Origin of the sequence: Psychromonas sp. MB-3u-54, assembly GCF_002836415.1 — a bacterium.
In the GTDB taxonomy this organism is placed as follows: domain Bacteria; phylum Pseudomonadota; class Gammaproteobacteria; order Enterobacterales; family Psychromonadaceae; genus Psychromonas.
In genome coordinates, this window is record NZ_PJBP01000181.1 from 36828 (window position 1) to 55536 (window position 18709).

15 protein-coding genes and 1 other RNA gene are annotated in these 18709 nt (G+C 40.3%); 3 read left to right on the forward strand and 13 right to left on the reverse strand.

Annotation, left to right across the window (positions count from 1 at the left end):
• Positions 1 to 63 precede the first annotated feature (63 nt).
• From CXF72_RS17420 to sohB, 7 genes are all read right to left on the reverse strand, one after another.
• The gene (locus CXF72_RS17420; protein WP_101041038.1) at positions 64 to 558 is read right to left on the reverse strand and encodes a CvpA family protein; all 495 of its coding nucleotides are present in this window, start codon (positions 556 to 558) and stop codon (positions 64 to 66) included.
• 71 nt (positions 559 to 629) lie between these two features.
• A complete protein-coding gene (locus CXF72_RS17425) occupies positions 630 to 1238 on the reverse strand; it encodes an SPOR domain-containing protein (RefSeq protein ID WP_101041040.1) in 609 nt (202 codons plus the stop codon).
• Between the two features lie 3 nt (positions 1239 to 1241).
• Complete coding sequence (gene folC / locus CXF72_RS17430; RefSeq protein WP_101041042.1) at positions 1242 to 2528, reverse strand: bifunctional tetrahydrofolate synthase/dihydrofolate synthase; 1287 nt, start codon at positions 2526 to 2528, stop codon at positions 1242 to 1244.
• Positions 2529 to 2541: 13 nt separating this feature from the next.
• Complete coding sequence (gene truA / locus CXF72_RS17435; protein ID WP_101041044.1) at positions 2542 to 3327, reverse strand: tRNA pseudouridine(38-40) synthase TruA; 786 nt, start codon at positions 3325 to 3327, stop codon at positions 2542 to 2544.
• A gap of 147 nt (positions 3328 to 3474) precedes the next feature.
• On the reverse strand, positions 3475 to 3969 hold the full coding sequence (locus tag CXF72_RS17440; protein ID WP_101041046.1) for a hypothetical protein: 495 nt from the start codon (positions 3967 to 3969) through the stop codon (positions 3475 to 3477).
• 412 nt (positions 3970 to 4381) lie between these two features.
• Complete coding sequence (topA, locus tag CXF72_RS17445; RefSeq protein ID WP_101041048.1) at positions 4382 to 7033, reverse strand: type I DNA topoisomerase; 2652 nt, start codon at positions 7031 to 7033, stop codon at positions 4382 to 4384.
• A gap of 190 nt (positions 7034 to 7223) precedes the next feature.
• The gene (gene sohB / locus CXF72_RS17450; RefSeq protein ID WP_101041050.1) at positions 7224 to 8273 is read right to left on the reverse strand and encodes a protease SohB; all 1050 of its coding nucleotides are present in this window, start codon (positions 8271 to 8273) and stop codon (positions 7224 to 7226) included.
• A gap of 128 nt (positions 8274 to 8401) precedes the next feature.
• Here sohB and CXF72_RS17455 point away from each other — a divergent pair, with 128 nt between their 5' ends.
• Entirely contained in the window at positions 8402 to 9139 is a 738-nt protein-coding gene (locus tag CXF72_RS17455; protein WP_101041052.1) for a YciK family oxidoreductase, read from the forward strand.
• Positions 9140 to 9216: 77 nt separating this feature from the next.
• Here the strand turns inward: CXF72_RS17455 and lpxM are convergent, their stop codons facing one another.
• From lpxM to CXF72_RS17480, 5 genes are all read right to left on the reverse strand, one after another.
• On the reverse strand, positions 9217 to 10182 hold the full coding sequence (gene lpxM / locus CXF72_RS17460; protein ID WP_101041054.1) for a lauroyl-Kdo(2)-lipid IV(A) myristoyltransferase: 966 nt from the start codon (positions 10180 to 10182) through the stop codon (positions 9217 to 9219).
• Positions 10183 to 10233: 51 nt separating this feature from the next.
• Positions 10234 to 10331, reverse strand: an RNA gene (gene ffs, locus CXF72_RS17465) — signal recognition particle sRNA small type.
• Positions 10332 to 10927: 596 nt separating this feature from the next.
• Complete coding sequence (gene pssA / locus CXF72_RS17470; RefSeq protein WP_101041056.1) at positions 10928 to 12280, reverse strand: CDP-diacylglycerol--serine O-phosphatidyltransferase; 1353 nt, start codon at positions 12278 to 12280, stop codon at positions 10928 to 10930.
• 81 nt (positions 12281 to 12361) lie between these two features.
• A complete protein-coding gene (locus CXF72_RS17475; protein WP_101041058.1) occupies positions 12362 to 13552 on the reverse strand; it encodes an amino acid aminotransferase in 1191 nt (396 codons plus the stop codon).
• 84 nt (positions 13553 to 13636) lie between these two features.
• Positions 13637 to 15175, reverse strand: coding sequence for a fumarate hydratase (locus tag CXF72_RS17480; RefSeq protein WP_101041060.1), 1539 nt, complete (start codon positions 15173 to 15175; stop codon positions 13637 to 13639).
• Positions 15176 to 15298: 123 nt separating this feature from the next.
• Here CXF72_RS17480 and pabB point away from each other — a divergent pair, with 123 nt between their 5' ends.
• Positions 15299 to 16711, forward strand: coding sequence for an aminodeoxychorismate synthase component I (gene pabB / locus CXF72_RS17485; protein WP_101041062.1), 1413 nt, complete (start codon positions 15299 to 15301; stop codon positions 16709 to 16711).
• A 357-nt stretch (positions 16712 to 17068) separates the two neighbouring features.
• Here pabB and cysB read toward each other — a convergent pair whose 3' ends face one another.
• The gene (cysB, locus tag CXF72_RS17495; RefSeq protein WP_101041064.1) at positions 17069 to 18040 is read right to left on the reverse strand and encodes an HTH-type transcriptional regulator CysB; all 972 of its coding nucleotides are present in this window, start codon (positions 18038 to 18040) and stop codon (positions 17069 to 17071) included.
• A gap of 276 nt (positions 18041 to 18316) precedes the next feature.
• Between cysB and CXF72_RS17500 the strand changes: the two genes are divergently transcribed.
• Positions 18317 to 18706 (forward strand): TraR/DksA C4-type zinc finger protein, encoded by a 390-nt coding sequence (locus CXF72_RS17500; RefSeq protein WP_101041066.1) that lies wholly within the window; start codon positions 18317 to 18319, stop codon positions 18704 to 18706.
• Positions 18707 to 18709: the final 3 nt, after the last annotated feature.

Sequence of the window (18709 nt, forward strand, 5' to 3'; positions counted from 1 at the left end):
CATTTAATTGATTTACTTAATATTATTCAGCGAAAAAAATCACTAAACTCCCCTGTTATTAAGTTAAACAGAAATTTTATTCAAAAAACTAGAAGCATTTTCGATATGTTGAAAGAACCACTCAATAATTATTCCAAACTCAGGTGCCAAAGTTGATTCTTTCCACCAATCGCTTTGGTTTAAATTAGTAAATGAATCCATAAAAAACAGCAGCGCACTGATAATTAAAACACCACGGATAGCACCAAAAATAATGCCAAGGAGTCGGTCCGTCCCGGACAACCCAGTGACCGCAACCAGGCGGTTAATAATGTAGTTGATTAAGGCGCCCAGTAATAACACCGTGATAAATAAAATAGCGATCGCAACAGCGTTGCGAATTAATTGATCTTCAAATTCCGTTAAATAGACGGCCACTTCAAGATAGAAATTACTGGCAATGAAAAAAGCGCAGAACCAAGTTACTAAGGACAGGGCTTCTTTGGTAAAACCTCGTAATAAACTGATAAGAGATGAAGCTGCTATAATGCTCAGAATGGCGATATCAAACCAACTCATTGCGATCCTTAAAAATAAAATTGAAAACGGCGGCAGTTTACCAGAGAAGCGCGGTAATTACTGTAAATAATCTATGGATTTGTTGCTTTAAAGGGTAATATTTTACCTTCTAATTGGGTTAATTTTTTTAAACGAGGCAATTGTTCTTTTAGGCGTTTCTCTGAAACATCAGGTCCGACAAATACGCGGGTTAATACCCCATCCGTGACCTTCCGAGGGACAGTATGAGCTTGAAAACCAGCTAGTTGTAACTGCTTTAATAACGTATTTATGTTTTCTGCACTTTCAAAGGCACCTAACTGAATTGTCCATGCTGATTCAGGAAACTGTTTTTCCCCCGCCATTTTTTGCGGTTTATCAGAAAGAGTAACGGATTTTGCAACTTCTTCAATTTCCCAATCAGCATTTTTAGCGAGCGGCGTTTCCTGTTTTTTATCTTTCCCTTCGATTGCATCAATCGCTGCTTGATTTCTGTTACTTGTTAAATTTGATTCTGTTTCAACAATCAGCGTGTCACTGCCCGCGAGAGTGTGTTTTTTAATCTCCGGTTGGATCGGTGTTGCTATAAACTCATCTTGATAAGAGGTTTTTTCACCATCAATAATAGTTGGCAAAAAAATAACAACAGAGGCAACTAAAATAGTGACCCCTACTAAACGATTTTTAAACTGAGAAGCCACAGGTTATCCTTGTGAAAAATTTAAAAAATCAGAAACAGTATGAAAGGAACCAAAGACGATAATTATATCAGATGAATCGACTTTATTACGTACTGTTTCATAAGCTCTATTAACATTTTCGAAACAAATAGGGGTCGTTAGCGCATTTTTTGATTTTTGATAGTTTTCTAAAAGAGCGTCAGCACTGAGACCTCGATAACAATCTAAAGAAACAAGATTACAAAAATCTATTTCCGCGTTTATTTGCTCAAAAGTACCGGCAGTGTCTTTATCAGCCAACATGCCAATAATAGCATGTACTTTACATTTACCCGGTTTGCCCGCTTTTATCAGTCGTAACTGACTTGCAAGATAGCTTGCAGATTGCGGGTTATGAGCAACATCTAAATACAGATCACAAGCAGAGGTTGTGCTGATTTTTTGCAGGCGCCCGGCTAAGCTGGCATTTTCAATGGCATCTTTAAGCAGCGCAGGATTTACTTTGACTTGCAGCGCTTCAATAACAGCCAATGCAGTTGACGCATTTTGAACAGGTAATAACGGTAAACGAATATCCTTGAGCGTATTCTCTCCCGACCAATTCCATTTGTTTCCCGTTATTTGATAGGAAAAATCTTTATCGGCGTATTTGATTTGGCAATTAAGATTTTGCGCATGAGCTTGTAAAGAGTGTGGCGGATCAAATTCACCACAAATGACCGGTTTATGCGCACGAAAAACACCTGCTTTTTCAAAACCAATTTTTTCACGGTCGCTGCCTAACCAATCAATATGGTCTATATCTATTGTGGTTACCACACTGATATCAGATTCAACCACATTGGTTGCATCTAAGCGCCCCCCCAGTCCTACTTCCAATAAGATATAATCGCAGCGGGCTTGTTTTAATAAAGTCAAACAACCCAATGTGGCATACTCAAAATAACTTAATGATGTCTCTTTTCGGGCTGTTTCTATTGCCGCAAAAGCGTCACAATGCGCTTGCTCGGGTAATTCCTGTTTATTAATACGTAAGCGCTCGGTGTATCTTTGGATATGTGGTGAACTGTAAACCCCCACTTTAAAACCCGCTTGCAGCAAAATTTCTTCTAGAAAAGCACAGGTTGTGCCCTTACCATTTGTTCCCGCAACCGTGATCACCTGCGCATCAAAATTGATCACCTGCAAATCTTTTGCGACCTTGGCAATACGTGACAAACCCAAATCTATAACGCTTGGGTGTAATTTTTCAACATATGCCAACCATTGCGGCAGTGTTTGAGGACGATTTTGAGGAATAAGATTATGCATATTTTGCTCTTAATTATAGATCTAAAAATAACGGGCCACAGGGCGGACGAGGTAGATCATACTGCGGGGGATAGTCAACTTCAACTAAATATAACCCGCCGGGTTTTGCTGTCGCCGCGGCTTTAGATCTGTCTTTATAAGATAGTAACATCTTTAACCAGTCGACCGGTTGCTTACCGCATCCTATCTCAATGAGGCTACCGGCAATATTTCTGACCATATGGTGTAAAAAAGCATTGGCTTTAATATCAATAATGATGAATTGGCTGCGCTGGCTAATGTTTAAATATTCAATGCATCTAACCGGGCTGCTTGCCTGACAATGTAACGCACGAAAAGAGGTGAAATCTTGCTCGCCAAGGATCATCTGTCCAGCTGAATGCATTTTTTGCACATTCAAATCCATATGGTAATGACTCAATCCAGTTCCTAAAATGCCCGGACGAAATGCCCCATTATAAATAATATAACGATAATGGCGTGCAGTTGCACTAAAACGGGCATGGAATGATGAATCTACCTGTTTAACCCAGCGTACTGCAATATCCTTGGGTAGGTTAGCATTAACACCCAGTGTCCAAGCGACATCTTTACGAATAGCATCGGTTTCAAAGTGCACCACTTGACCTGTGCTGTGCACTCCTGAATCTGTTCGCCCTGCACAATGCACTCTGACCGTATGATTCGCTATTTTTGACAATGATTGTTCTAGTTCCTGTTGTACCGAGATCACCTCTTTTTGGCGCTGCCAACCATAATAAGCAGCACCATCATATTCAATTCCCAGTGCAATTCGCATTAATCATTCATCCTAAAATTCAAATCGCACAGTATATACTATGTATTTGTGCTTTTAAAAATGAATTGTATTTAACAGGGCTTAAATACAGCTTCCTGCAGCAGTTTCTGCTGATTTTATTAACGGCTTAGAAAATAGGGTGAAAAATCAATCAATTAATGATGTTCCATATTTTGCATTGCACAGTGGAATTACTTTTAAAAGTTCAACACTTTGCTCATCGGTAATTTGCAGAGCAGAATGTATGGCACGCTTATTATTAGCGATGATATCAATATAATAACTGCGCTGTTCATATCGAAAACAAATGCTTAGAATTCCCCCCTCTAAATTCCAAACACCATCAACCGTTTTATCATCAAATAAATTGCCTGCCTGCAGATGGTTATTGTCGTTGAATTTTAAAATCAATGGCGAATTTTGCTTTGACATAATAATCCATGAATGCGAAATAACTTCATCAACTAATAATTTTCTTTTACCCAACTCCCACAGAATATAATCACCTTCAGTGGAAATAAAAGAACGATCATCATCACTTAATCTGGCGAAGGGCAACAAGCTGTTCTTCTGGCCTCTTTTTTCATAATTAAACAAGATGACTTTACGTTCTAACTCGCTTAACAATGAGTACTGCGGCATAAATACTACTCCTTAATAGGTAAGTATGGATAACAGCGTTGAATTTTTTACAATTCAACTTTTATTACAAGGTAAATCATATTTCAGGCAATGAAACAGCGTAGATCATTTAATTTGAGTAAAATCAAAAAAAGGGAGGGGTAAAAATATGTTTTTTAAGGTTTGCTCACAAAGCATAAAATATCTCTAAAAATTTATGATTTTTGAGCTAGATATTCACTCGAAAATTTTCTGATATTTAAGCGCACTTTTATTGAGTAAACGGCTCAAAAATGCCGGGGAATTAATGTAAAGACCCTAGGAGCTTGACCAGTATTAGGCTTAATACTGAATAAAGCTCCCAGGTGTTAATGTGAATATCATTCACTGTTTTAGTTAATCTGATAAAGCAAACGAGCAGCGCAAAGTGCCCTTATTTCTTCGCTTTAACAACCCGTTTTTTAGTCTGTTCTTCGACCCATTTTCCATCAATGTACTTTGCGGTCCAGCCGGTCGCTTTCTTTTCTATTTCAGTCATCACATACTGTTCTTTGTTTTTCCGACTATAACGGACAACCGCTAAATTACCCTCAGGATCTTTTTGCGGCGCTTCGGCTAAATAATAAAACTTTGGCGAAATGCGATCTTTGAAACGTGCCAGTTCAGATACTTTAGGCGCACGCGTTTCTCGAGAACGAGGAAAAGTATTTGCCGCTAAGAAAATACCCGATGCACCGTCTCTGAGAATGAAATGCGCATCACTTTGCTCACACTCTAATTCCGGCAGATCAACAGGATCTTCTTTAGGGGGAGCCACTTCACCACTGCGTAAAATTTTACGGGTATTTTTACACTCTTCATTAGTGCAGCCCATATATTTTCCAAAACGGCCATCTTTTAACTGCATATCACTGCCGCACTTGTCACATTCAACAACCGGACCGTCATAACCTTTGATTTTGAATTCACCATATTCAACAAGATGACCATCACAGAGCGGGTTATTACCACAAACATGCAGTTTTCTTTTCTCATCAACCAGATAGCTGTCCATGGCCATATCGCATTTAGGGCAACGTTGTTTAGCCATTAACGCAGCGGTCTCTAAATCTTCGCTTGATAGAAGATCCGTAACCTCTTCACCGTCCACTAAATTGATGGTTGTTTTACAGCGTTCTTTAGGCGGAAGAGCATATCCGGAACAGCCTAAAAAGACTCCCGTTGAAGCCGTTCTTATGCCCATTTCACGATCACAGGTAGGACAATGTATTTCTTTGATAATAACCGGTTCATTAAGACGCATACCGCCTTCTTCAGGTGTTCGTTCGGCTTTCTCTAAAAGAGTGGTGAGATCCTGATAAAAATCATCTAATTGTTCAGTCCAATTAGCTTTTCCTTCTGCAATGGCATCAAGATTGCGTTCCATTTGCGCGGTAAAATCATAACTCATCAATTCAACAAAATTTTCACTCAGGCGATCGCTTACAATCTCTCCCATTTTAACCGCATAAAAACGACGCTTATCGACTTTTACATAACCACGATCCTGAATGGTTGAAATAATACTGGCATAGGTCGATGGCCGGCCAATACCTTGTTTCTCAAGCTCTTTAACTAAAGCCGCTTCGGTAAAACGTGCCGGGGGTTTAGTGAAATGTTGCTTAGGATCCAACTCGACTAATTGCAGTACCTCACCAATGGCGAGCTCAGGAAACTGTACTTCATCCACCTGAGTTTTAGCAACAGGCTGCACCTTTGTCCAACCTGCGAAGCGCAGTGTACGTCCCTTAGCGCGTAACTGATAATCACCCGCCTGTACCACAAGCGTGGTTGCATCATATAAAGCAGGCAGCATTTGACAGGCTAAAAACTGACGCCAAATCAGTTCATACAAACGTTGCGCATCACGGTCGACGCCCACCAGTAAGGCAGCTAATTGACCGACATCGGACGGACGTATGGCTTCATGGGCTTCTTGTGCACCCGATTTACTGCTGTAAACCACCGGTTCTGCCGGTAAATAATTTTGGCCAAATTCATCACCTATAAAGTCTCGCGCACTCGCCACCGCGTCTTTACTGAGGTTAGTCGAGTCGGTACGCATATAAGTGATATAACCGGCTTCATAAAGACGTTGCGCCAGCATCATGGTCTTTTTAACACCAAAGCTTAAACGGGTACTCGCAGCCTGTTGCAGGGTCGAGGTGATAAAAGGAGCACTCGGTTTACTTTTTGTTGGTTTATCTTCACGCGACAGTACTTTATATTCAGCGGATTTCAGATGATCGACCGCTTTTAGCGTTTCAGTTTCAGTTACCGGCTTAAAATATTTGCCCTTTTCTTTAAAGACTTCTAAGCGCAAATCAGATTTGGTTTTATCCTGCACATCTGCATGTAAATCCCAGAACTCAACGGGGTTAAACACTTTAATTAAACGTTCACGTTCAACGACCAAACGCACCGCAACGGATTGCACTCGGCCAGCGGATAATCCCCGGGCGACTTTCTTCCAGAGTAACGGGGAAACCATAAAACCCACCACCCGGTCTAAAAAACGGCGGGTTTGCTGCGCATTAACACCATCAATATTTAATTCAGTTGGGTGCTCAAAAGCATCCTGAATAGCCGTTTCTGTGATCTCATTAAAAACAACACGTTTATATTTCTGGTGTTCACCACCAAGCACTTCTCTTAAATGCCAGGCAATTGCTTCACCCTCTCTATCCAAATCCGTCGCGAGATAGATAATAGGGGCATCGACAGCCAATTTTTGTAATTCTGCGACAACTTTTTCTTTGCCCGGTAAAATTTCATAATTGGCTTTCCAATGATCGTTAGGATCAACGCCCATTCTCGCGACCAAGGCACTTTGTGTGCGTTTTGCTTTTTCTTTTTCTTTTTTAGCAGCCGTCATGCCCGCCAAAGACTTAGTTCCTTTAGCCTCTATTTTTTTCTTCGCACTGCCGCTGGTTGGGAGATCCCGAATATGACCTACGCTTGATTTTACAATAAAATCTTTGCCCAGATATTTATTGATCGTTTTTGCTTTTGCCGGAGACTCCACAATAACAAGAAATTTACTCATAATACTTACATACCTACATAGTCATAATCGCGGAAAAGAAACTTAAATTTATATTCTTCTAGTGAATTCCCTTTTTATATAATCCAAACTTTAATCGAATAGCAACCTATATTTTCAAAAACGCACTGTTTTGGACAAATAAGTTACTTTTATTCGAGTTCGCTTTTATATTCGTTTAAAAAAAACACTATTACTTAAATAATTTATTCGACTGAGTTTGAAATATTTTTAACAGACTATTTTCTAAAGCGATAGCAGCAGCGTGTCCAAGTTTGTCCGCAAATTTCTTACGCTGAGTGTACTTGATTTGAATGATATGACGGCTGTCCAGCTGGCTTAACAAATAATCATCACTGGTAGATATATGGTCAACTAAATTGCGCTCTATCGCCTGCAGACCGTACCAATGTTCACCTGTCGCCACTTTGTCAATATCAATTTGACTGCGCTGTTGGGTGACAAATTGTTTAAATAGATCATGTGTTTCCTCTAATTCCTGCTTAAACTTATCACGTCCAGCCTCGTCATTTTTTCCAAACATAGTTAATGTGCGTTTATATTCACCCGCCGTTAATTGCTCAAATTCTATGTCGTGCTTTTTTAATACTTTATTAAAGTTTGGGATCTGAGCAATAACACCGATTGACCCTAAAATTGCAAAGGGTGCGGCAATGATTTTATTCGCAACACAGGCCATCATATAACCACCACTCGCAGCGACTTTATCAACCGAGATTGTTAATGGAATATTATTATCTCTTAAACGTTGCAGTTGTGAGGCAGCAAGACCGTAACCATGCACCATACCGCCGCCACTTTCTAAACGGACAAAGACTTCATCTTGCGCCGTTGCCACGCCTAAAATAGCGGTTATTTCCTCACGCAGAGAGGTCACTTCTTTAGCGTCAATGCTGCCTTTAAAATCGATCACATAAAGTTGCGCTAAGCCTTTTTTATCCTGGCCCGATTTTGCTGCTTTTTTTGCGGCTTTGTGTTGTTCTTTTTGATTTTTTTTATCTTCTTTCTGGCGCGCTTTTAATTGATGATGGGTGAGTAATTTTTCTTCAATTGTTTTCTTTGTGTCTTTTAATTGCTCTGAAAGGTCAATCAGTTGTAATTCCCCTTTCTTGTTTTTTTGTTTACTTACCAGCGCAATAACAGCAGCAACAACTGCAATGATAGCAATAGCGAAAGTCACTATTTTTGCGAAAAACAAACCATATTCGATGACATATTCCAAAATTTTATTCCTATTGTTAATTTTATTTGTCATATAATGACAAAAAGCACGGCCAGGCACAAAAGAGATTGAGTCTTTTATTAAAATAAAGTTAAGATTGTAGCTTATTTAACAATATACGAGATAATATGAATGAATTTAAAGCACAACCAGACTCCTTAAGCGGAAAAACTATTCTAATTACAGGTGCTGGCGCGGGTATTGGTAAGACGCTCGCTTTACACTGTGCAGACCTGGGTGCAAAAGTCATCTTATTAGGAAAAACAGTCAAAAAATTAGAAGCGGTTTACGATCAAATAGAATCACGGGGTAGACAACAAGCGGCTATTTTGCCCGTTGATTTAAATGGCGCGACCGAGGAACATTATAATGACTTGGCGGACACCATAAAACGTGAATACGGAAAACTTGATGCACTGGTGCATAACGCCAGTCAGTTGGGTGTACTGGGCCCTTTCGATCAAATTGAAAAATCGACCTGGGACGAGGTAATGCAAACCAATGTAACGGCTCAATTTTTATTAACCAAAGCGTTAATTCCGGTACTCAATCTGGCTCCGCTGGCATCGGTGATTTTCACAACATCAAGTGTTGGTCATAAAGGCCGAGCATATTGGGGAGTCTATAGCGTGTCTAAGTTTGCCTGCGAAGGCATGATGCAGGTTTTAGCCGATGAATATGAGCATAGTTCATTACGTTTCAACGCCATTAATCCGGGGGCCACACGCACCACAATGCGCGCCAGTGCCTACCCTGCGGAAGACAGCTCTCTATTAAAAACAGCGACGGACATTATGCCTAGCTATTTGTATTTATTAAGTGATGAGAGTAAAAGCGTTACCGGGCAGCGAATCAATGCGCAGTAAAATAGTCAGACGCTATATTATTATTCGAGGATTAAGGGTTTAGATTAAAAAGGGGGAAGCTTCGCCCCCTCAAAATATTATTTGTAGATATTATGTCCTTTCTCAGGACGGGTCTTTAAGAGCTTAAGTGTCCACATATACTGCGCTCTGTTTTCATCTATCACTTTTTCAATGGCACGATTCATCAACTCGGTCTGCTGCTGTTGATCTCCCTCGAATAAATTTTCCAGCGGCGCATGACAAATGACATCTATTTTTGAGGTTTTTGCGTTGTATGAGGTATAAATCGGAATGACCACGGCACGCCCCAATTTAGCCAGCCGCCCGATAACCGGCAAAGTGGCTTTTTTAGTGGCATAAAAATCAGTGAAAACACTGTTCTCACGACCATGATCTTCATCGGGTAAATAATAAAAATGCGCTTTGTCGCGTAAGCTTTTAATTGCAGGCTTTAAACCTTCGGAACGATGATACAGAGTCCCCTTTCCGGCAAGCTTGGTAAAACGCGTTCGATAACCTGTTACAAACCAGTCAAAAATAGGATTGTTATAATCTTTAAACATACTGGATAACGGATAACCTCTTGCCGAAACAGCGGCTGCTCCCGCAAAATCTAAACCATAACAATGCGGTGCCAAAAAAATAATGGCTTTATCCTGTGCTTCGGCTTCTTTAATATAATGCTCACCAATAAAATTGATGCGTTTAATTAAAAATGCCTGACTGCGAAAAGCAATTTCACCGAGTGATAATAAGATTTGCGCCACCGAGCGGAAGTTTTCACGCATCAGCTTATCTTTGTCAGCTTCGTTATATTCCGGAAAACACAACCCCAAATTGATAAATGCAATTCTTTTACGTTTATTTAGAAATTTAGCATCATATAATTTATCAGCAATAAATGCGGCAAAACGATCTCGCCATTTAATGGGTAAGTAACTGAAGAGAAATAATAAACCCAGCAAAAGCCATATTCCCCAATATTTTGGAAGGAAATGCTGTTTTTTCAGAGAGGTATCAAATCGAGATTGATATTGAGTCATTATTAGACCTTTGAAACACTAAGAATGATTGTATGGGGGGGATTGGTGGTAGACTCCCCAGCGAACCCTCGGCACTTGAATCGCTTGCTATGGCTGCTGCCTTCCGGCTCTGACCAGGTTAACAAGTTTTCAATGCGAGGAACCAAGGAGCCTACCATTGTCACTGTTATCAAGTGTTTATGTAACGACTTGATGAACAGAATTATACGTGATGAGGCAGATATTACAACCGCTATTTGACAATTTAACTGCGACTGCTTAATAATCACCCATTCCACTCAATTTAATCGGTTTGCGCTACTGTTATTCGTTAAGTTGAGCTTGGCAAGCTGTTAAGTTGAGCTTAAACAATACCCTTGCGAGCAGCAACATAATCGGTTTGCCCTACTGTTATTCGTTAAATTGAGCTTGGCAAGCTATTAAGTTGAGCTTAAACAATACCCTTGCCAGCAGAAACTTAATCGGTTTGCACTACTGTCATTCGTTAAGTTGAATTTGGCAAGCTGTTAAGTTGAACTTAAACAATACCCTTGCCAGCAGCAACTTAATCGGTTTGCGCTACTGTTATTCGTTAAGTTGAGCTTGGCAAGCTGTTAAGTTGAGCTTAAGCAATACCCTGGCCAGCAGAAACTTAATCGTTTTGCGCTACTGTTATTCGTTAAGTTGAGCTTGGCAAGCTATTAAGTTGAGCTTAAGCAATACCCTGGCCAGCAGCAACTTAATATTTATTCTCTATCTAAGATGACTAAAGCAGACCTTTGACTAATCTATCCGCTTTAAACCTGCGCATGCGAATAAGAATTTTTTTAACATTGTCGGGATAATTGGCAATATCTTCAATTTCATTAAAGTGTTTAATTTTCCGGGTATTTGCTAATATGCCGGAAAGTTCTTTATCCAGTAACCCTTTAATCTCCTGTTTAGGATCATCAATTAAAAGAGCATTTTCCAGATCTAAACGCCATGCTCGCGGATTTAGATTATGCCCGGTTAACATTGCAAAACGATTATCAGAATAGAGCCCTTTAAGATGAAAACTATTGGCCTTATCTTGCCAAAGATGAATTTTCAATAACCCTTTATCAATTGACTGCTGATGTTTGGTGGCAAACTTTTTAATATTACTTTCATAGAGATAAGGTAATGTACCGATAGTTTTAAAAGGTTTATCAGCTGGGATATAAAAGTCATTCGCCGTTTTATCTCCGACTATAATAGTCAGCTGCACGCCACGTGTTAATAGCGCATTGATATCTCGTACGATAGCACCCGGCAAGTTAAAATAGGGTGTAAATACAATCAATTCCTGCTCGGTACTTTGAAATATTTGACGAATCGTTTTATTGAGCTGATTTTTGCGGGCGCCCAATCCGAATAGCGGGGTAACAGTCAATTGATCCGGCGACACTTGCCCCTGATACTGGTAACTCGCTGTTTTCAAGTCGTGAGTTAATGTTTTATGCGCTAATTTGAGAGACTGGAAATCCGCTATGCTCTCAGTGTTTAGTGATGTTACCGCATTTGTACTTAAAAATTGATCTTGTAAAAACCGCACCAGAGAGTCGGCTAATACATTATTTTTTATTAACCAGTAACGATCCAGACGGTATTTATCCTGTTGATGCAAATAGATATTATTTAAACTTGCGCCGCTGTAGAGCACCTGATCGTCAAAAATAAAACCTTTTAAATGCTGTACACCGAACAGTTCTTTACGTTTAACGGGGATGCCAATAATTTTGACACCAAGCCCTTCTGTTTTAGCCACCTGCTGGTACCAGATTGCATTGGTTGACGCTGATTTATCGACGCCTATTAAACCTCGTTGTGCTCGATGGAAATCAACACAGACAACGATATCTAATGAAGGATTGTTTTTTTTAGCTTGATATAAAGCAGATAAAACGTCTGCGCCCGCCTGATCATCTTCAAGATAAAGCGCCGCGAGATAAATACGTTTTTTAGCGGTACTTATCTGTTTTAACAATTCGCTGTTAAATGATTTAGTAGTAAAGAGACAATCAATGTCCTCTACCGCAAGCGGAATTTTTTTTAGATTATTAAGAAACAACAAACTTTGTATAACTCGACTACTCATGATTTTTTAAACCCGGATATGTTGGAAAAAAACAAGATAAGGCTGCCTGAGCAACCTTATCTTAGTATTGACCAATTTAGGTTAGATTACTTTAACCAGTGCATCACATAGAGGTTGCATATTATCTTTGGTCATACCGGCGACAGAAATACGACCTGAACCTACGATATAAATAGCAAACTCTTCTTTTAAACGATTGACCTGTTCAACGGACAAACCGGAGAAAGAAAACATACCATTCTGACGACTAATAAAGCTGTAATCTTTAGTAACACCCTTCTCTTTCAATGTGCTTACAAACAATTCACGCATCTCTTTAATACGATCGCGCATATCTGCAACTTCTTTATCCCATTGCTGATAAAGATCGGGATCGGTCAGAATAGTGGTCACAATAGCAGCACCATGAGCCGGAGGATTGGAGTAATTTGAACGTATTCCTGATTTAATTTGACTAAATGCAGACTCCGCAATCTCGCTGTCCTCTGCTACCAAAGTGATGCCACCCACGCGTTCATTATATAAACCGAAGTTTTTAGAAAAGGAGTTAGCAACTAACAGTTCTTTATTGTATTTAGCAAAAATACGCAGTCCCTGAGCATCTTCTTCAACACCTTTTGCAAACCCCTGATAGGCAAAGTCAAAAAATGGAGTGGCACCTGAATCAGCAATCAATTTAGCTAAAATTTCCCATTGTTCCAAGGTAGGATCGATGCCTGTCGGATTATGGCAACAACCATGGAAAAGGACTAAATCACCCGTTTCAACGCTTTGTAATGAATCCACCATAGCATCGAAGTCTAAGTCATTATTTTCGGCGTTATAATAGGCATAATTGACCACATTAAGGCCTGCGGTTTTAAACACATTGCCATGATTTGCCCAGGTTGGGTTACTTACCCATATTTTTTTTATGCCCAGTTTTTTGACAGCAAAATCAGCTGCGGTACGCAGTGCGCCGGTGCCGCCTGGCGCCTGTGCCGTGCGTGCCCGATTTGATAGTACCACGTCGGAATCTTGGCCAAACAACAGTTTTTGAACAGCATCGCCGTAAGCGGCAATACCCTCAATGCTCAAATAACTTTTTGTCGTTTCTGTCGCTAGCAGGCGTTTTTCTGCTTCTTTCACGGTCGCCAAAATAGGGGTTTGCCCGCTTTCATTTTTATAAATCCCAACACCTAAATTTATTTTTTCACTGCGGGGATCTTTTTTAAATGCATCAGTTAATCCTAAGATGGGATCTGCTGGCGCCGTACTCACTTGTTCAAACATAATTATTCCTTACGTATACTGACGTTATCTGTCCATATCGTGTTATACCATCACTGCCTTTTCAAGCAATAAAAAACGTAATTATTAAGCTAATTTATTAGCAATTTCTTCTATTTTAACTTTCCAGATGGCAGGCCCTTGCTCATGTACATTATTGCCTTTACTGTCAACGGCCACGGTAACAGGCATATCTTCGACATCAAATTCATAAATTGCTTCCATTCCTAAATCAGCAAATGCGACCACTCGGGATTTTTTTATTGCCTTAGACACTAAATAAGCGGCACCGCCAACGGCCATTAAATAGACAGACTTATGTTTGGCGATTGAGTCAACGGTTTGTTGGCCGCGTTCAGATTTCCCGATCATACCGAGTAACCCGGTTTCTTCGAGCATAAAGTCCGTATATTTATCCATCCTTGTGGCTGTTGTAGGGCCGGCAGGACCAACAACTTCGTCTCGAACTGCATCAACAGGGCCAACGTAATAAATAAATCGCCCATTAAAATCAACTCCTTCTGGTAATCCCTTTCCGGAACTTAGCAGAGAGTGGATACGTTTGTGAGCGGCATCTCGTCCGGTTAATATTTTTCCTGACAGAAGAAGAGAATCGCCACTTTTCCAGGTAGCCATATCAGCTTTAGTAAGGTTATTAACATTCACACGATGGACATTTGCACCTTCTTCTCGCGTAATTTCAGGCCAATCACTTAATTTCGGCGCGACTAACTCCGCTTCCCCGCTACCATCAAGTTTAAAATGCGCATGTCTTGTTGCGGCGCAATTGGGAATCATCACCACGGGCAACGATGCCGCATGTGTCGGGCAACTTTTAATTTTAATATCAAGCACAGTGGTTAAACCACCTAACCCCTGTGCACCAATACCAAGTGCATTAACACGCTGCATAATTTCTAAACGAAGTTTTTCATCTGAATTTAACTGTTCAGGATTATTTTTAGCTTTTTCTTGTAAATCAAAGATATCCACAGCTTCCATTAATGACTCTTTCGCCATTACCGCCGCTTTTTCTGCAGTGCCACCGATGCCGATCCCCAACATACCCGGCGGACACCAACCAGCCCCCATGCTTGGCACGGTTTTTTCTACCCAGTCAGCAATTGAATCCGACGGATTTAACATCACCATTTTTGATTTATTTTCCGAGCCGCCGCCCTTCGCCGCCACCATGACTTCAACTTTATCGCCCTTGACCATTTCTACATGAACAACTGAGGGGGTATTATCCTTGGTATTTTTGCGTGCACCAGCGGGGTCTGCAACAATTGAAGCGCGCAGAGGATTACTCGGATCGGTATAAGCTTTGCGGACACCGGCATCGACCAACTCTTGTACTGTCAGTTCACCTTCAAATTGAACCTTCATACCGATTTTGACAAAAACAGTGACAATACCGGTATCTTGACAAATCGGGCGTTTACCTTCGGCCGACATACGAGAATTAATGAGAATCTGAGCAATTGCATCTTTTGCAGCGGGATTTTGCTCCGCCTGATAAGCCTTATGCATTGCTTGTATAAAATCCAGAGGGTGATAGTAAGAGATAAACTGTAATGCATTCGCAACGCTGTTGACAAAATCCTGTTGCTTAATAATAGTCATGTAAAACTCCGTTAATATAAATAAGGGTATAAAGGGCTGATATGTGGGACAGAGAATGTTAATCTGTAAATACATATCCACCAAAACATTTGTTACAAAACTGTTGACTGAATTCTAAAAAATATGACTAATCCTAATTCCACTATATTAATACAGCCTCTTTCATTAACCATTGTCGAACTTACCAATATAAAAGCGCAGATAGCAGGCTTAGATTGGGCGGTTTTACTTGAATCAGCCGGCAAGGATCATGTTGATAGCAGGTGGTCAATTATTAGTGCACAGCCCGTTGCTAATATGGTCACATATCAAGGGGTAAGCACAATAACACAGGGTAACAAAACTATCAGCGATTCTTCTGATCCGCTTGCGATACAACAAAACCTGCGCCAAAAATTATTTCATAATAGTACAATAGAGACGGATCTTCCCTTTACCGGAGGCGTATTAGGTTATTATTCCTATGGACTGGGGAATTATTTTGAGAATATTCAAAATGCAGATAAACCGGTCACGCTTGAATTGCCTGAAATGGCGGTGGGTTTTTATGACTGGGCGTTACTCATTGATAATGAAAATGAACAAAATTATTTAGTTGTCCATAAAATGAAACAGAGCAGCGCAAGCCTTCAGGCATTATGGCAGCAAAGATTTGCTTGGTTAAAAGCGCAAAATTTAAAAACAAACACCGAAAATTTTAAATTATCGTCATCTTGGCAAGCAAATATGAGCAAATCACAATATGCGCATAAGTTTGCGAAAATACAAGAATACATACTCTCGGGCGATTGCTATCAGGTTAATCTGGCGCAACGATTTCAAGCAAGTTACCAGGGTGACGAATATCAAGCTTATCAGGCTCTGCTGGCAGAGAACCGCCCGCCTTTTGCCGCTTTTATGCGTTTACCTGAACAAGCAATTATCTCACTGTCCCCTGAACGCTTTATAAAATTGCACAATAATATTGTAGAAACTAAACCAATCAAAGGAACAACACCGCGTTTTAATGATTTTTTAAAGGATCAAATCAGTAAACAAACATTATTAGACTCTGAAAAAGATCGTTCAGAAAACTTAATGATTGTGGATCTTTTGCGCAACGATATTAGCCGGGTGTGTACGGCTGGCAGTGTCTCTGTGCCTAAACTGTTTGACATCGAAAGTTTTCCAGCCGTGCACCACTTAGTGAGCACAGTGGTTGGTCAATTGGACAGTATTTATAGCAGCGAAGATTTATTACGCGCCTGCTTTCCCGGTGGCTCAATTACCGGTGCGCCTAAAATACGTGCGATGGAAATAATAGCCGAATTAGAGCCGCATAACAGACAAATGTATTGCGGTAGCATTGGTTATGTTAATGGCAATGGGCAAACAGATACCAATATTGCCATTAGAACCTTACTCTGTTATCAGGGGCATATTTATTGTTGGGCAGGAGGAGGTTTAGTCGCTGATTCAAATGTTGATGCTGAATATCAGGAGTGTTTTGACAAGGTAAGTAAAATTTTACCCTGTCTGGAAATTTTGAACAAATAAAGCTTCGAGCTGACGGCTATCGGCTGACAGCTGACGGCTGACGGCTTCGAGCTTCGAGCTTCGAGCTTCGAGCTTTCGAGCTTTCGAGCTTCGAGCTTCGAGCTTCGAGCTTCGAGCTTCGAGCTTCGAGCTTTCGAGCTTTCGAGCTTCGAGCTTTCGAGCTTCGAGCTTCGAGCTTTCGAGCTTCGAGCTTCGAGCTTCGAGCTTCGAGCTTTCGAGCTTCGAGCTTCGAGCTTCGAGCTTTCGAGCTTCGAGCTTTCGAGCTTTCGAGCTTTCGAGCTTTCGAGCTTCGAGCGGCGAGCTGACGGCTAACGACTGACAGCTGACGACTGACAGCTGACAGCCTTCGAGCTTCGATCAGCGTACAGGCAGTTCGATATCTTTAAATAATTCACTAACTTCAGCGTTATATTTTAATTGGATCGCTTTTTCTACTAGGGGGCGATTCAAATGTGGTGCAAATCGAACCATAAAATCATACATATAATCACGTAAAAAAGAGCCCTTTCTGAAACCAATACTGGTGGTGCTTGATTTGAAAATATGACGGGCATCAATCACGCAGAAATCGTCATCATCTTCATTGATAGCCATACTGGCAACAACCCCAACACCCAAGCCTAAACGCACATAGGTTTTAATCACATCAGCATCGGTGGCAGTAAAGACAACATTCGGTTTAAATCCCGCAGAGTTAAATGCTTCATCTAACTCAGAGCGTCCGGTAAAACCAAAAACATAAGTCACAATCGGGTACTTGGCAATATCTGCAATACTAATCTCTTTAATGTTCGCCAGAGGGTGATTTTTAGGCACGATCACCGAACGATTCCAATGGTAACAAGGCAGCATAATCAAATCTTGATAGAGATGCAGAGCTTCAGTTGCAATTGCAAAATCGGTTTTCCCTTTGGCGACTGACTCCCTTATTTGCATCGGGGTTCCCTGATGCATATGCAGGGACACTTTTGGATAGCGTTTTATAAAACCTTGAATAACATCCGGTAAAGCATAACGGGCTTGAGTATGGGTCGTGGCAATGTTTAAGGTTCCCTGATCCGGCTGAGTATATTGGCAGGCAATGGCTTTGATGCTTTCAACTTTACCTAATATCTCCGAAGCATAACGAATAACCTCTTTCCCTGCAGGGGTTACCTTGGTTAAATGTTTTCCGCTTCTTTCAAAAACTTGAATCCCCAACTCATCTTCGAGCATGCGAACTTGCTTACTTATCCCCGGCTGCGAGGTGTACAAGTTCTCAGCGGTTGCAGATACATTTAGATTGTTATTTAACACTTCGACGATATAACGTAATTGTTGTAATTTCATATAAATGCCATTAGTTATAGAAAGATTTTTTAGATTTGATATTCCATTTTATTCTAACAGAGTTAGATCAAATATAGTTAACTAGTTATTCGCCGTGCTGTGGAAATTAACAGATTTAAAACACCGTGCACAATAGCGGTTGTTGGCGAGAAAAGTGATCTATATCAAATGTCTATTATTTCATTCTAAATTCAGAAAACAAATTGACACAAATCATAAACTTACCCGCAACTTGCCTCTAATATGCGCACATGACTAGTAAACAGGACATAATAGATGACACATATTGATGAGACACAATTAAAAAAATTCCAAAAACAGCTTCTATCGTCCCTTGATATATTACGTAATGACGTTTCAGATATTCTGTTAAGTTCAAGTCATGCAGGGCATAAACTGGCTGCTACACAATTACAAAAACTATCAAATTATCAATTAGTTGAATTAACGTCAAAACTTGATATCTCTTCTCTCGCGCATAAGACAAATGAGATTAAAAGTATTGATGCTTCGTTAAATGATATTGAATTAGGTTTATATGGTTTTTGTTCCGATTGTGAAGCCGAAATTTCAATAGAAAAATTGCAACAAGATGTGACCACTAAACGTTGTGATATTTGTGAAAAAAAATATCAAAAGCAAAAATATAATCAGTTCAAATTATAAACC